This is a genomic window from Corynebacterium sp. PCR 32 (assembly GCF_037464985.1).
GTDB lineage: Bacteria > Actinomycetota > Actinomycetes > Mycobacteriales > Mycobacteriaceae > Corynebacterium > Corynebacterium kroppenstedtii_D.
The window spans coordinates 57,090-72,438 of record NZ_JBAHVL010000007.1; the positions used below are offsets into that span (position 1 = coordinate 57,090).

The 15,349-nt window shown below is 54.2% G+C and carries 11 protein-coding genes; 3 read left to right on the top strand and 8 right to left on the bottom strand.

Going from position 1 to position 15,349, the window contains the following annotated elements:
* Positions 1 to 63: 63 nt before the first annotated feature.
* The 4 genes from V5S80_RS08865 to V5S80_RS08880 form a co-directional block, all read right to left on the bottom strand.
* Positions 64 to 390, bottom strand: a complete 327-nt coding sequence (locus tag V5S80_RS08865) for a hypothetical protein (RefSeq protein ID WP_395170406.1) — start codon at positions 388 to 390, stop codon at positions 64 to 66.
* A gap of 86 nt (positions 391 to 476) precedes the next feature.
* Positions 477 to 1,256, bottom strand: a complete 780-nt coding sequence (locus V5S80_RS08870; protein ID WP_395170407.1) for an SDR family NAD(P)-dependent oxidoreductase — start codon at positions 1,254 to 1,256, stop codon at positions 477 to 479.
* Positions 1,257 to 1,354: 98 nt separating this feature from the next.
* A complete protein-coding gene (locus V5S80_RS08875) occupies positions 1,355 to 2,704 on the bottom strand; it encodes an aspartate aminotransferase family protein (protein WP_395170408.1) in 1,350 nt (449 codons plus the stop codon).
* A gap of 156 nt (positions 2,705 to 2,860) precedes the next feature.
* Positions 2,861 to 3,877, bottom strand: a complete 1,017-nt coding sequence (locus V5S80_RS08880; RefSeq protein ID WP_395170409.1) for a septum formation family protein — start codon at positions 3,875 to 3,877, stop codon at positions 2,861 to 2,863.
* Positions 3,878 to 4,002: 125 nt separating this feature from the next.
* Between V5S80_RS08880 and serS the strand changes: the two genes are divergently transcribed.
* The gene (gene serS / locus V5S80_RS08885; RefSeq protein WP_395170410.1) at positions 4,003 to 5,274 is read left to right on the top strand and encodes a serine--tRNA ligase; all 1,272 of its coding nucleotides are present in this window, start codon (positions 4,003 to 4,005) and stop codon (positions 5,272 to 5,274) included.
* A gap of 187 nt (positions 5,275 to 5,461) precedes the next feature.
* Here the strand turns inward: serS and V5S80_RS08890 are convergent, their stop codons facing one another.
* The 4 genes from V5S80_RS08890 to V5S80_RS08905 all read right to left on the bottom strand — a co-directional run bounded on the left by V5S80_RS08890 (position 5,462) and on the right by V5S80_RS08905 (position 11,654).
* On the bottom strand, positions 5,462 to 6,619 hold the full coding sequence (locus V5S80_RS08890) for an alpha/beta fold hydrolase (RefSeq protein WP_395170411.1): 1,158 nt from the start codon (positions 6,617 to 6,619) through the stop codon (positions 5,462 to 5,464).
* 810 nt (positions 6,620 to 7,429) lie between these two features.
* The gene (gene glpK / locus V5S80_RS08895; protein ID WP_395170434.1) at positions 7,430 to 8,968 is read right to left on the bottom strand and encodes a glycerol kinase GlpK; all 1,539 of its coding nucleotides are present in this window, start codon (positions 8,966 to 8,968) and stop codon (positions 7,430 to 7,432) included.
* A 207-nt stretch (positions 8,969 to 9,175) separates the two neighbouring features.
* On the bottom strand, positions 9,176 to 9,925 hold the full coding sequence (locus tag V5S80_RS08900) for an MIP/aquaporin family protein (protein WP_395170412.1): 750 nt from the start codon (positions 9,923 to 9,925) through the stop codon (positions 9,176 to 9,178).
* A gap of 1 nt (position 9,926) precedes the next feature.
* Positions 9,927 to 11,654 carry an FAD-dependent oxidoreductase gene (locus tag V5S80_RS08905; RefSeq protein WP_395170413.1) on the bottom strand — a complete coding sequence of 576 codons (1,728 nt, stop codon included), beginning with the start codon at positions 11,652 to 11,654 and terminating at the stop codon, positions 9,927 to 9,929.
* 527 nt (positions 11,655 to 12,181) lie between these two features.
* Between V5S80_RS08905 and V5S80_RS08910 the strand changes: the two genes are divergently transcribed.
* Both V5S80_RS08910 and V5S80_RS08915 read left to right on the top strand, forming a co-directional pair.
* Positions 12,182 to 14,323 carry an HAD-IIB family hydrolase gene (locus V5S80_RS08910; protein WP_395170414.1) on the top strand — a complete coding sequence of 714 codons (2,142 nt, stop codon included), beginning with the start codon at positions 12,182 to 12,184 and terminating at the stop codon, positions 14,321 to 14,323.
* A gap of 78 nt (positions 14,324 to 14,401) precedes the next feature.
* A complete protein-coding gene (locus V5S80_RS08915) occupies positions 14,402 to 15,286 on the top strand; it encodes an HAD family hydrolase (RefSeq protein ID WP_395170435.1) in 885 nt (294 codons plus the stop codon).
* Positions 15,287 to 15,349 lie beyond the last annotated feature (63 nt).

Consider the following 15,349-nt stretch of genomic DNA (forward strand, 5'->3'; position numbering starts at 1 on the left):
TTACGATTGTGCGCGCGGTAGCCGACGACACCACGCGCAGCAGGCAACGTGAGGACGACAATGTCACATATCGGAGACGACGTACGACGCCGCAGCTGTCACCGCTGTGACCGTAAGAACGGACGGCCAGGCCCCCATTTTCTTAGCTAACGGGTGCGACGCCCCGAACGCCGCCAGATACGTAGCACCAAGAACACCCGCCTTAGCTGGCCCCCGTTTCGCAAGCCAGGTACGCCCAGCGTACACACCAGCCGCGCCGAGGATCACACCACCGAGCGGACGGATGCCCGTCTCGCGCGCCGTAATCCACCCGCCAATTAACCCCGTAGCAACAATCGGCGCCGTGTCGACATACTTAGCATTTTTCAACTTCAACGTACTCTTTGCCATATCAGACAACGTACACGGCACAAGCTGTACGTGATTCTACGAGGGACAGCCACCCCCTCAAACGTGGGGCCCAAGGCGCAAGCCCGTTATCCCTCACGTCGATGCACCTGCTGTGCCGAGACCTGATCGCGCGCCATGATGGTGATCTGATCAACATTCATCCGTGACGGACGCGTTGCAATCCAGGTGACAGCATCCGCAATATCATCAGCCACCATCGGCTCGAGGCCACGATAGACAGCATCAGCTTTCTCTTTGTCACCATCGAAGCGGACCATAGAAAACTCGGTATTTACCAGGCCAGGGCATATTTCACACACGCGCACGGGTGTGCCCAACAGTTCCAGACGAAGCACACGTGTCATGGCCGCAACCGCGTGCTTCGCCGCGTTATACCCGCCACCACCACGATACGGCTCGTGCCCAGCAATCGAGCTGATATTGATGACCTGCCCGTCACCACTGGCCTCAATCTTCGGCAACAGGGCCCGCGTGACACGCAGCGTGCCCAACACATTCGTGTCGTACATCCACTGCCAGTCCTCAATCTTGGCCTCAGCAATGGATTCTGTGCCATGCGCACCACCCGCATTGTTGACCAACACATCACAGCGCGGAATGCTCTCACAAAACTCATCGACGCTCTTCTGGTCGGTCACATCCAGCGGCAACGGTACCGCATCAATGTTGTCAGCAACATCACGAAGCTTCTCGATACGCCGCGCGCCGATATACACGGTGTAACCCGCGTCGGCTAGTGCGCGTGCGGACGCAGCACCGATACCCGAGCTGGCGCCCGTGACAACAGCGACAGGCTTGGTGGCATCTGATCGGCTCGTGGACGGAACAGTAGACGGGGAGGTCATTCGTATCGGTCTCCAATGGTTCGTTGTATGGGCAGCGCCAGCGCGTAGTGATCGATGTGAGGGGATGCCGCGCTGGCCATTCGCTACTGATGAGGGCGCTACTGGACGGCCATCTTCTGATCCACACCGGTCAACGCTCTATCCAGAATTGCAAGCCCTTCTCGTGCAACATCGTCAGGGATGTTGAGGGCCGGGCAGATGTGGATACGATTCATGTTGTGGAACACCACCAGGCCGTTCTCTCGGCACTCGGCAACCAGTTCCTTCACCTCGGGTGCGGTCGTGCCGTAGGCTCCCAATGGTTCGCGGGTCTCCTGATCTTTCACCAATTCGATAGCCCAGAAACAACCAAGGCCACGGACATCACCAATGCTGGGGTGTTTGGCTGCCATGTCACGCAGTGCAGGCCCGAAGAGGTCATTGCCAAGGCGACGGGCATTATCCACCATCGCCTCATCCTCCATCGCAGTGATCGTGGCCACTGCAGCCGAGGTCGCAAGAATATGGCCGGAATAGGTCAACCCGCCCGGATAGGGCGTGGAATCAAACCTGGCAGCAATCTCGTCAGAGATCGCGACCCCACCCAACGGGACATAACCAGAGTTCACACCCTTCGCGAACGTCACCAGGTCCGGTTTCGCATCGAACTCCTCAAAGGCAAACCAGTGTCCTGTTCGACCGAAACCAGCCATGACTTCATCGCAAATCATGACAATGCCGTACTTGTCACAAATCTCGCGTACGCCCTGCCAGTAACCGGGCGGGGGCGGCATAATGCCGGCAGTACCGGGGATTGATTCCATGATGAACGCGGCGAAGAGATCTGGCCCCTCAAACGCGATGAGGTTATCCAAGTACTCGAGAGCACGTTGGCATTCTTCAGCCTCAGTCGTCGCATGGAATTGGCTGCGGTAGAGGAACGGGCCGAAAAAGTGCACCGCCCCGGAGGTTCCATAGTCGTTCTTCCAGCGACGGTGGTCACCTGAGACATTCATGGCGGTCTGTGTCGCACCGTGATACCCGCGGAAGCGTGAGAGTACCTTGTAGCGCCCGGTATGCAGGCGTGCCAAGCGAATAGCGTGTTCCACAGCATCCGCCCCACCATTGGTGAACAACACCTTATTGAGGTTATCCGGCAAATATGACGTGATCAGGCGCGCAGCTTCAGAACGCTTCTCATGGGCATAAGCAGGGGCAATGGTGCACAGCTGATCCGCCTGCTCCTTAATAGCTTTCACGACTTGTGGATGCTGGTGGCCAATGTTGGTAAACACCAGCTGAGAGGAGAAATCAATATATTCTTTATGATCCGCATCGACGATGTAGGAACCATGAGCAGAGTCAATGACGATCGGATCCACATCAGCTTGTGCAGACCACGAATGGAAAACGTGAGCTCGATCGTTGTTATAGGCACGCTGGCCACTATCGGATTGGGGGACGGGCACTGTACACCTCCCTGGTGTGGATCAACAGAAGACGTGCGAATCGCTACATTAAACGGGGCACGTCACCGGCGTAGCCGAGTCTATACGGACAACACATGCTTCAGAGCGTTTTTAACAAATGCGCACTCGGCTCCAACACCTGGGTTCCACCGGAGGCTACTTCTCTCGTTTAGGGGCACGAGGGGGTTGTGGCGGTGGTGGATTGCCATTGATAGTGAATGGGCCTTTCGCAGAGCCCTTCAGTACCGATAGGGTGTCGTGATCTCCCGTCTTGACGAGGGCACAATTGACATGCCGTGAGCCCCCTTTCCATGATGCTTCGGTGAGTGTCGTCCAGAACGGCTCGAGGGTGGAGTTGTAGAGCTTGTCGTCGTCACCAACAAAGCCCGTGACGGACTCCGTACAGCGTTGATTGAGGTACTCGTTCTGGGCTTCAGGGGATGGGAAATCCGTGAATTTTTCTCCCAGGTTAATGATGTCAGTGACCTCATATTGATGGTCAGCGTTACAGTCCACCACCTGTGCAGTCGCGTCGACAGAATTTTCTTTATACGCAGGCTTTTTCTTCTGGGCCTCGTTGTTTTCCGTCACTGCGACGCATTCGCCAGGTTTGAAGACGAGAGATTGATCCTGATCAGCCGCTTTACCGGTCACCGCACCCGCATGCCCATCACCATCAGGAACTTGAAGACCACATAGCAGTGTGCGATCTCCGTTATCCCATGATTTTTGTGGCGGCAAAATCGGAGCAATAGTAAACCGTCCCACAGGGTCGAATTTGCCACCAAGATAGGTGAGCGTGGGCGCCTTACACAGCTCATCACTCAACTCGGATTGCCGCTCCCGATTAGGCATCGGATCCTTGGGCCCGTACTTACTTGTCGGGGATGAGGACAAATCTTCACGATGAGATACTTCAAAACGGTGCGACTTCGCGCAATCCACGGTTTGAAAATCAGAAACAGTGCCGTCGGCTCCGGTTTTCCAATCCAAGCACTGTCCATCGGTGGCGTCGCTGAAGGGCTTTTCGTGAGCGCGAGCGTCATGATGAGTCTCTGACGCTGCATCAGCGTGGTGCTCATGAATGTACGTAAATGTGCCTGCAGCGGACCCGCCACAGAACAGTGCGACGAGGCCGACAATGACTGAGGAGCGTCGGGCTACCGGTGTCATGCGTCACCTTCACTTCCGGGGTCGCTGGTCAATGGTGATCTGTCGTCCACTATTACCAAGTACCTTACTTCTTTGATCCACGGCCCGTTGGACCTGGACAGGGTAAAAACCATTAAGCTAATGCTGTGATTGATCTGAAGCAGCTTCGTGATGACCCCGATCGTGTCCGTGAATCCCAGCGCATCCGTGGTGAAGACCCGGGTCTAGTTGATCGCCTTCTTGAGGCTGATCAGGCTCGACGTGAGGCTATTTCCTGCGCTGATGTAGCTCGTGCCGAGCATAAGGCTTTTACTAAGACGATGGGCACGCAGATGCGCGATGCCTCCCCCGAAGAGAAAGTGCAGCTTCGTGCTCGGGGGACAGAGCTCTCCGACATTGTTAAGAATAAAGAGAACGCGCAGCGCGCTGCGGAAGCAGCCGTTCATGAATTGCAGATGCAGATCTCCAATATTGTTGAAGGTGCACCAGCTGGTGGGGAGGATGACTTCGTCGTTCTTGACGAAGTGGGCAGCCCGCCGGTATTTGACTTTGAGCCGAAAGATCACCTTGATCTCGGCGAATCGCTGGGCATTATCGACATGGAACGTGGTGCGAAAGTATCCGGATCGCGTTTTTACTTCCTGAAAGGCGCCGGCGCCCTATTGCAGCTTGGTATGCTGCAACTCGCAGCGCAGAAGGCTGTTCAGCACGGCTTTGAGCTCATGATTACCCCAGTTATTGTGAACCAGCAATCAATGTCGGGCACTGGTTTCTTAGGAAAACATGCTGATGAGATCTATTATCTCCAGGATGATAACCAATATTTAGTGGGAACCTCCGAGGTCGCATTAGCTGGATATCACAGCAAAGAGATCATTGATCTTTCCGACGGTCCACAACGGTACGCGGGCTGGTCCTCCTGCTTCCGCCGTGAAGCGGGATCATATGGTAAAGACACGCGCGGAATTCTTCGTGTCCACCAGTTCGATAAGGTCGAAATGTTTAGTTACTGTAAGCCGGAGGATGCTGCGGCTGAGCACCAAAAACTGCTGGATATGGAACGCGACATGTTGGCAGCCGTCGAGGTTCCCTACCGCATTATTGACGTCGCCGGTGGGGATTTAGGCTCATCAGCAGCCCGGAAGTTTGACACTGAGGCATGGGTACCGACACAAAACACGTACCGTGAGTTGACGTCGACCAGTAATTGCACGACATTCCAGGCTCGACGGTTAGGCGTGCGATATCGGGATGACAATAACAAGACGCAGATTGCGGCCACGTTGAATGGCACCTTGGCGACAACACGCTGGTTGGTAGCCATTCTGGAGAATAATCAGCAGGCTGACGGTTCCGTCAAAGTTCCTGCTGCACTGCAACCATTTGTTGGGCAAGAGGTCCTCACACCTGTGAAGTAGATGCGGCAGGCGTGGGTTGTTGGTGTGGGTGCCTGATACACGGCATTCACCCGGGGCATACGCCTGGGCTTGTAGTCGCGGGACAATGACAGTACATCGCCGGGCCCTTGAACAAGGGCCCGGCGATTTTGATTATGGATAGCCCACCATCATTGCCGATCGTGAATGATCATGATGAGCGTGACGCTTAGTGACTATCGATGAAACCGATAGCTCGATCGATAACTTCATCGCGGGATGGTTCACTCATGGTTTCGTGCATGGAGTCTTTCCACAGAACCATCTGTTTGTCGGTGGAGCCCACTGCGTTGTACCAGTTGATGTCCAGCGGATAGGGGACGAGACCATCGATATCGCCATGCATGATTAACGTCGGCTTTGTGTAGTTCTTAGCATGTGCGCTCGTGTACACCCATGAGGAAACAATTTGGTAGAGCGTGGACGCATTGACGGTCTTACTGTTGAGGGGATCGTTGGATAACTGATCACGAACATCGGGGTCTGACACCACGCCAAGCTTGAATGCGTTAGGGACGTCGATGCCCTTGAGGAAATCAGGTGATTCAACGGGCTTTGCAGCATCAGCGGGGAGCTTGATCCCGAAGTGATCTAAGAAACCCTGAACGTTGTATCCGAATAAGGAGTCCACTGATTCGAAGGGGCGCCTGCTATCGTGGGGAAGGAAGGGGCCAATGAAGAATGGGTATGATTGCCCGTCAGCGTGCTTGTATTCCGGCATAAGAGTGTTCTGACCGAACATGTTCACCGGAATGCCGCCACCGTTGGTCACAGTAGAGTCGATGGTCTCGGGGTAGAGCACTGAATACATTTGGACAGCTATTGCGCCCATGGAATGGCCCATCATGACAACCTTGCCGGATTGTTCACGGTGGATCATGTCCACGAGCTGCTTCATATCGTCCATGACGAAGTTGAAGTTATCGATGAGGCCCTTGTGGACATTGTTGTACGGTTCTGCGGAGCGACCATGTCCGCGGTGGTCCAGGCGATAAACGTTGTAGCCAGCCAGGTTTAGACGGTAGGCGATGTAGTCATAGCGCTGCTGGTTTTCTGCAAGTCCGTGAATGAGAGCGATGGTTCCCTTAGCGTTGGGTACCGTGTTCTTCTTCCAGTAGATCTGGGTTCCTTTGCCGTCGGTTGACGTAAAAGTACCGTCAGTGACCTGCGCATTGGGGGCGACCATGCCGGTGACGCGGCCTGGATAGGTGTTGTAGTTGCGAACAACTCCGTTGGGGTTAGGTTCGGCAGCTGCGATAGATCCAGAACCAAACATGACTGCAAGTGAGAGGACGGCGGCGCCGCTGGCCTTCTTAAGTGACGACATTTTGACCTCGTGTCAGGGAAGAGATGAACAACGGATGGGTTCATTTTCACGATTCTCGCTAATGTGAAACTGACCTCTGTGAGCTAACGGATATATCGCCGATTGTGTATGAAAAATTACGAAGTATGACAAGCGCTGCGAGATGTATCGTTTGTGTGACCACATCGGTGCGGAGCGAATTTCATTTATTTCGGGCAATAATTTTTCATTTTCCTCGCCGATATTATCGGAAGAAAGCTTCGTAAAAAATATTAATGCACACTAGAAGCATGGCGAAATGAACATGAAACATGTTACCCCCGAATGGGGCTCCAATACTGTGGTGTAAAACGTCGCCCATGACCATATTTAAGGGGGTGGTGGGGCGTGAAGGTTGAGAAAACTCCGCCCATACGGTGAAGTGTGCACATAAGGGGGAGTGTTGGTGTAGTTACGGAAAAGTATGTTTCCGGTTAGGATAGCGTGTGCATTATAAGAGGAATACGCGATGTGGGCATTGAGGGTGCTGGGGTAGGAGTTGTTGGTGATACATGTGATATGTCATGTCGCCCAGTGGTATCCCCGAAAGTAAAGGCGATCGTGAAGGAAAAACATAAAGGCCAGTAAGGCTACAACATATATCTAGAGCAAAGTATGAACACGCATTAATATTAAGAATATTAATTTTTATATATGGATTACCCGAGCACGATGAACCATGAAAAGAATTGTGCTAACAGGCGGTGGCCATCGCGCCACAGAACACCATTCGCTGGCTATCCCACGACACGGGATAGCCACTAATCTGAGAAAACCCAGATACCACTCACGCTACTGAACCTCATTAGGCGCTTCCTCCCAATTGAAGGTGCGCTCCACAGCCCGATTCCAATCACTATAGAGTTGTGTGCGCTCGTCATCCCCCATTTTTGGCTTCCACACCTTATCCACTGTGCTCTGCTCTTTTAGTTCATTGAGCGAATCCCAGAACCCCACTGACAAACCAGCTGCGTATGCTGCTCCGAGCGCCGTCGTCTCGATATTTTTGGGACGAACAACATCAGCGTCAATAATGTCGGACTGGAACTGCATGAGGAACTCATTCATCACCATGCCACCGTCGACTTTCAACGCCGTGATATCGACCCCAGAATCCTGAACCATGGCATCAAGAACCTCGCGAGTCTGGTAGGCCGTCGCCTCAAGAGCAGCCCGCGCGATATGGTTTCGATTGGCAAACCGAGTGAGACCGACGATCGCACCACGCGCATCAGGACGCCAACGCGGCGCAAAGAGACCGGAGAACGCCGGGACGAAATAGACCCCGCCATTATCGTCGACAGACTTCGCCATGTTCTCGACAGCCGGCGAGTTAGGAATGAGCTGAAGATTATCGCGAAGCCACTGAACCAGTGATCCCCCCATGGCGACAGAACCCTCAAGCGCATACACAGGCTTTTGATTTTCAATCTGATAGCACACGGTGGTGATCAAGCCATTGTCGCTCCATTTCGGCTTTGCACCAGTATTGAGCAGCATAAATAGGCCGGTTCCGTAAGTATTCTTGGCATCGCCGTTGCGGAAGCAGCACTGGCCAAACATAGCAGCTTGCTGGTCACCCAACACACCACGGATAGGAACACCAGCGAGGGAGCCACGGGCACGAACGGTGCGGAAATCACCAATCGACGGGCGGATCTCGGGGAGCATGGACATCGGAATATCCATTGCCTTACACAGGTCCTCATCCCACTGCAGTGTCTCAAGGTCCATGAGAGAAGTCCGAGACGCATTGGTCACATCAGTGACGTGCAAGGCAGGATCGCCATTATCGCCCTCAACACCACCCGTGAGGTTCCACAGCAACCAGGTGTCAATCGTGCCGAAAAGCAAATCGCCCTTCTCGGCTTTTTCGCGAGCACCGTCAACATTTTCCAAGATCCACATAATCTTGGGACCGGCCGGATACGAGTTCAAACGCACACCGGTTGTCTTTCGCCAACGGTCCGGGCCCTCATCGCCGGCAAGCCGGCGGGCAATGACGTTTGTGCGGGTATCTTGCCACACGATCGCGTTATAAATGGGCTCACCGGTGGTCTTGTCCCACACCACCGTGGTCTCGCGCTGGTTGGTGATCCCCACCGAGACGACATCGTTCACGGAGATGTCAAGCTCAGCCATGGCCTCACCAGCGGCTCGTCGCGTGTTGTTCCAGATCTCCTTAGCATCATGCTCAACCCAGCCCTTCTTGGGGAAGATCTGTTTGTGCTCAAACTGCGCAATGGTGGCGATGGACCCATCGTGACGGAAAAAGATACAGCGAGTGGACGTGGTTCCTTGGTCGATAGCTGCGACGTATTTCTCAGGCATGGAATCTCCAATAGTTTCGTAGTCGGACAAGTACGGGGTAATCGTCATTGTGGTGCGTCATCGCCACCAACCATGATGAGTGGCGGTGGCCTAGCTCTATTGTTGCCTTTTTACGACATCAGAGTGTGCATTTCAGCGAAGGCGGAGTAGTCGAACGCGCCCCGAACGACAAAGACTAGTCGAGCGGAGCGCATAAAGGTCGGTGAGCTATCCAAGAGCAACAGCCGTCAAACCGGCAGCAATAGCAGCGAACATGGGGCCGATGACCGGGACCCACGCGTATGCCCACTGCGCAGAACCCTTGTCCTTGATGGGGAGGATAAAGGCATACATTAAGCGTGGCCCAAGGTCACGAACCGGATTGATGGCGTAACCGGTTGGTGTGCCCACCGACAGACCGATAGCGATGACAATGAATGAGACGGCAAAGTACTTGAGCGGTCCTAAATCGCCACCGGATGGGCCAAGGAGGATGAAGGCTAACAGGGAGTACGTGGCAATGAACTCGGTGACGATATTCCAGAAATTATTGGGATGAACTGGGGCGGTGAAGAAAATGCCCTGGGTGGTGGCATTTGCTTTGACATCATTACCGTCATCATCCAGGTTATTGGCATCAAACAATTGCTTGAATGCCGCCCATGCCAGGATCGCGCCGGCCATTGCACCGAGGAGCTGTCCTCCGAAATACCAGGGGACGAGCGACCACTCTAGTTTGTGATCGATAGCCAACGACAGCGTGACGGCCGGGTTGAGGTGACCACCCGATTTATCAGCGACGCTTGCGCCGATAAACACTGCAAGACCCCAGCCAACAGCAATAGTGAGCCAGTTGGTGTTACGTGCCGCGGATGTCCGGAGGTTCACGGCGGCGCACACGCCATTTCCGAACAGCATCAGCAGCATGGTGCCGAAGAATTCCCACCCCATGGCGTGGGGTCCACTTAGTGCTTGCATGTCATCGATCCTGGGTCGTATCCACATCGGGTCGGGTATCGACTACCTCGGCCTCGATCTTGTTGGCTGCCTCGTCAGTGAGTTCTTTTTCTGCTTTCTTTTGAGCCTCGACGCGCATGGTGAAGACCTCAATTTCGTTCCTTCGGGCTTTATCATCCCATCCCATGGCGTCGGCAACCAGTGTGGATACTGCCTCTGCGGAGTCGACTCCACGGTGGTCGTATTCCATGCCGAGACGCATACGGCGATGAAGGATGTCTTCGAGGTGTGCGGCACCCTCGTGAGTTGCGGCGTAGAGGGCTTCGGCCATCACGTACGTCGGAGCGCCCGGAATCGGCTCGAGCAGGGTTTTATCATCCTTCGCGGGGGCGAGGACTTCGTAGATGAGTGAGCCGTAGCGGTTGAGGAGGTGGTCGACAGTTGTCTCGGAAATACCAAGTCGTTGTGCAAGCTGGGGAGTTTGGTTGGCGAGGGCGTGGTAGCCATCGGCTCCAAGGAGGGGAACATTCGTGGTAACAGAGTCGGGAACATCGAAGGGGATGTCCTTTTTCGCAGCGTCGACGGTATCTGCACCAATCACGCGGTAGGTGGTGTACTTACCACCAGCAACGGATACAAGGCCAGGAGCTACGCGGGCTACGGCGTGGTTACGGGAGAGGTTCGTTGTGGAGTCTGAGGAACCCGCAACCAGTGGCCGCAGGCCTGCGTAGACGCCAACGATGTCATCGTAGGTAATTTGCCGCTTCACCTTGGCATTGATGTGTTCCAGGATGTAGTCAATGTCGGCCCTTGTGGGGGCGGGGTTAGCGAGGTTGAGAGTCCAGTCGGTGTCGGTAGTACCGATAATCCAATAGTCACCCCACGGTATGACGAAGAGAACGGATTTCTCAGTGACAAAGGTCAACGCGACGTCACCGGGAAGGACGGACTTCGGGACGACGATGTGGACACCCTTGGAGGTGTGAACGTGGAATTTGCCCTGGACTCCGGCGAGTTTTTCGATTTCGTCGTTCCAGATGCCGGTGGCGTTGACAAACACGGATCCGTGGATAGTGGTGGTGCGGCCGGAATCGGTATCGACGATCGTCGCTCCGGTGACGCGATCGCCATCTTTTTCGAAGTCAACGACCTGTGTTGATGGGCGGATCGTGGCGCCGAATTCGGCGGCGGTACGCAGCACCATCATGGTGTGGCGGGCGTCGTCGACGAGGGTGTCGAAGTAGCGTACGCCACCCACGAGGGCGTCTTCCTTAAGGCCGGGGGAGAGTTTGAGCATGCCCTTGCGGGTGTAGTGCTTCTGCATGGGGACAGACTTGGCGCCTCCCATGAGGTCATACAGCATGAAGCCAGAGGCCATGAAGGGGCGCTGCCAGATGCGGTGTTCCAAGGGGAAGATGAATTTCAGTGGTTTGACCAGGTGTGGCGCGAGGCCAGACATGCTGAGTTCACGTTCGCGGAGGCCTTCGGCGACGAGGCGGAAATCCAGCATGGCGAGGTAGCGCAGTCCGCCGTGGAACATTTTGGAAGAGCGTGATGAGGTTCCACCGGCGAAGTCACGAGCTTCGATGACGGCGACTTTTAACCCGCGAGTCGCGGCATCTAGTGCTGTACCAGCGCCGACGGATCCTCCGCCGATGATGACCATGTCATAGTGTTCGTGGCCAAATTGTTCCCACGCGTGGTCGCGCTGGTCTTTGTTGAGTGACGTGCTGGTGGCTGAGATAGCCATAGTTTTTAGGTTCCTCCTTCAAACTGGGCACCTATGAAAGAGCTGGAGGGGTGGCACTACGCAGGATTGCTGGTTTGCGATGGTGCCAGCCTGCTAGATGTGGGCGATTAGTCATGCCTTCGCAGTGTCCGTAGCTCCCGTGCTCGCTCGATGAGATGTGGAAGTCGCATTGTTGACAATATTGACGCTAGCATCTGGTGCGATCTGGTTCATTATAAACCTACGCTGTCGTAGGTACCATTTTCTCGATATTTCACTTAGTAAATAAGACTAGCAGTATTGATGGTGGAAATGTGACCATTTTTCATCTGTTTTGCTTGATATTTTCGGCATTTGTGCCCGATAATGTCTGCTCTACTACAGATAATCTGCTATAAAAAATAACCCTTTATGGGGGTAAATTTTATCAGGGTTAACTCCACTGATGTGACTATTGGCATCGCACTGGCCACCCACACTTACTGCACTGGTGAACTGAACGTTAGTGCATACTTTCGCACACTGGGATCAACGGTAGGATAGATCATATGGCAGATCCCTTATATTTCGGCATCGTTGGTCTCGCGCGGACTGTTTTTACTCTAGAAGGTCTCCGTTTTCGAACGGTAGGGATCGACAATGTTCCGTCCTCAGGCGGCGCTGTGGTAGCAATCAACCACACTGGCTACCTTGACTTTGCTTACGCAGGGATCCCATTCCGTACCGCCCGTCGCTACGTACGATACATGGCAAAATCCGAGGTATTTGACCACCCAATTGCCGGCCCCATCATGCGCGGAATGAAGCACATTCCTGTAGACCGCATCGACGGAAGCGCGTCATATCAACAAGCTGTTGATTATCTCAAAGCTGGTCGTTTAGTGGGAGTATTCCCAGAATCGACCATATCCCGCAGTTTCGAAATCAAAGATTTCCGAAACGGTGCCGTACGAATGGCACAGGAAGCGGGGGTTCCACTTATTCCCGTGACCATGGTCGGCTCACAGCGCGTCTGGACAAAAGGGCATCCAAAACGACTGGGCCGAACACGAACCCCGATCTACATCAATGTGCTACCTCCTATGCATCCCGAAGGTGACGCTACTGCTGAAACTCAACGCCTGCGCGAGGTGATGGTCAATGACCTCGACAAATTGTGGACACTCTATCTGCGCGACAACGGTCCTATTAACGGTGATGAGTACTGGGTTCCTGCACGCTACGGTGGAGGCGCCCCGCCCTTCCATGTCGCTCAGCGTGAGGATGACGCAGTGGCAGAGGAACGGCACCGAATCCGTCGACTCCGGGATGATTTGAACAACCTAACCCATGTGGTGACGACAACAACCCGCGATATCGTCAACAAAAGTGTCAGTATGAGTACAGACGCGTGGGTAAAAAGCTCCGAGGCAGTGAAATCAGCCTCAGTGAACGCCCGTGATTCTGTCACTGAATCCGCCGCAGCATTGCATGAGAAGATGCCGTGGCAAATGGATGAGGAAACAAAGCTAAAAAAACTGGCTGACAAGCTTGAAAAGAACAAGCTCAAAGAAGAAAGAAAAGAAGAAAAGACAGCCGAAAAGGAAGCTGAGAAAGCATCCAAGAAACGACAGAAGCATACCACCGACGAACCCGGTAAGATCGTCGAGTCGCTCCAAACAACCTTCGACTCTCTCTACGAAGAGACCTCACATAACAATCGTGAAGGAGCGTCGAAAATTATCGAAGCCAGGGATTCCTTCTATCACTCCTCACGTGAACTGCTCCAATCAGTTCGCTCAGCTACTGCATCCATGACCGACGCAACGAAAGACGTCGACTGGACACTACTCGATAAGACTCTGACGTCACTCATAGGGCAGACCAAGCAGATTCGAGATAAAATTCCCGCCCGCATGAAAGGAAAACTTCCTGCAACCATTGATGCCATCTGTTCTGATGTTGATGGGACGATCTTTTACGATGGGCGCGTGAGTGATTCCACCCGCCACGCATTCAACGAGATCACCCGGTGTGGAATCGACGTCATTCTCGCTACGGGACGGTCAGTCGACGAACTCGAACCTGTGACCGATCAACTCACTATTTCTCCCATTGCGGTGTGCGCCAACGGCGCCGTTGTCTACGACACAGAGACCAAGAAAGTTCTTCATGTTGAAGGCTTTTTTGAAGGCGGGGCAGATATCCTCACTGACCTTATCAAGAAAAATATCCCAGATGCTCAGGTCACTGTCCGAACTGTGGAGAACACTGCCGTCAAAATTGTCGTCAAAGCAGACATGCCCAGCGAGGATATTGCACATGCCTTGAGAGCCGACATCGACACGCGATGCACCCTAACGTACTCTCACGACTACGGATCGGTGGAACTTGGCCCCATCGGTGTCAATAAATCAACTGGCGTCGAATGGTACTTCCACCACAAAGGAATCGACCCCTCGCATGTCGTCGCGTTCGGCGACATGCCCAATGACGCCGAACTCCTTGCCTACGTTGGCGCCGGTGTCACGATGGGTAACGCCGATCGTCACCTTATTCGTGACGCATCCTGGGTAACGTCGTCAGTAGAGGACGACGGTGTCGCGGAAGTGCTCAAATATGTCATCAAGCGATATGACAACCATGAACTATCGGAGCAGGAGAGGCATGACAATATAACCTCTGCAGCACAATCCACGAACGGTCAGTAAACAGTGGGCCACAACGGCCCCACGCGGGCCCCCCGTACCGATGACCACCATCTCCTCCCTGACGCTGTTGACGTCGGTATGTCCTCCCCAGCGCCGAGACTCGTCGCATCAGACATTGACGGAACATTCATTACCAGCGCTGAGCGAGTCACCCCACGCCTTATCTCCGCCATCCAGCGCATGACTCACACCGAAACACCCCTCGTCTTAGCGACCGGGCGTCCAGCACGATGGACGCTCCCCGTTATTCGCCAGCTCCCTATCAGCCCCCTCTGCGTATGTACCAACGGGTCAGTTATTTTTGACTCCGCCCGCGGAAAAGTTCTCAGTGCCCACGAACTGTCCCCAGAGGACCTGACTGACCTCATGCAACGTGCGCTAGAAGGTCTCACCATGAGCAGCGAAACCGCAACCAGGACAACTGGCAGCACCCCCACCAGCCCACAGATGAGGGAGATCCGTGTCGGTTTCGGAGTGGAGCGTGTTGGGCCCAACGTCTACTCCGAAAAAGAGCAATTCCTGATCGAACCGAACTTTGATCACGTCTGGGAGAGCCAAGACGTGTCTGTGGTCACCCCTGAAAAATTAGTAGCTGTACCAGCAGTGAAACTGTTGATCCGCTCAGTTGACGCCACCAGTGAAGAACTATATCGACGCATTGCCCCCATGATTCCTGCTGAATTGGGGCACGTCACCTACTCATTCTCTGGCGGCCTATTAGAAATTTCGGCCCCTGGGGTGACAAAGGCACGTGGCCTGGCAAGCCTCGCCGAACTTCTCGGTGTTGCTCCCCACGAGACCGTGGCATTCGGTGATATGCCCAACGACACAGAAATGTTGCAATGGGCACAAATGGGGGTGGCAATGGGAAATGGGCATCCCGTGCTCCATGAGATCGCGCAAGCAGTCACAACCAGCAACGATGATGACGGAGTGGCGCGAGTTCTCGACGTATGGTTCTAAAACTGTCCCCCACACAATCACGCTATTCCCGTGTGGGGGGTAGTTTTGCTACCTTCATTGTTC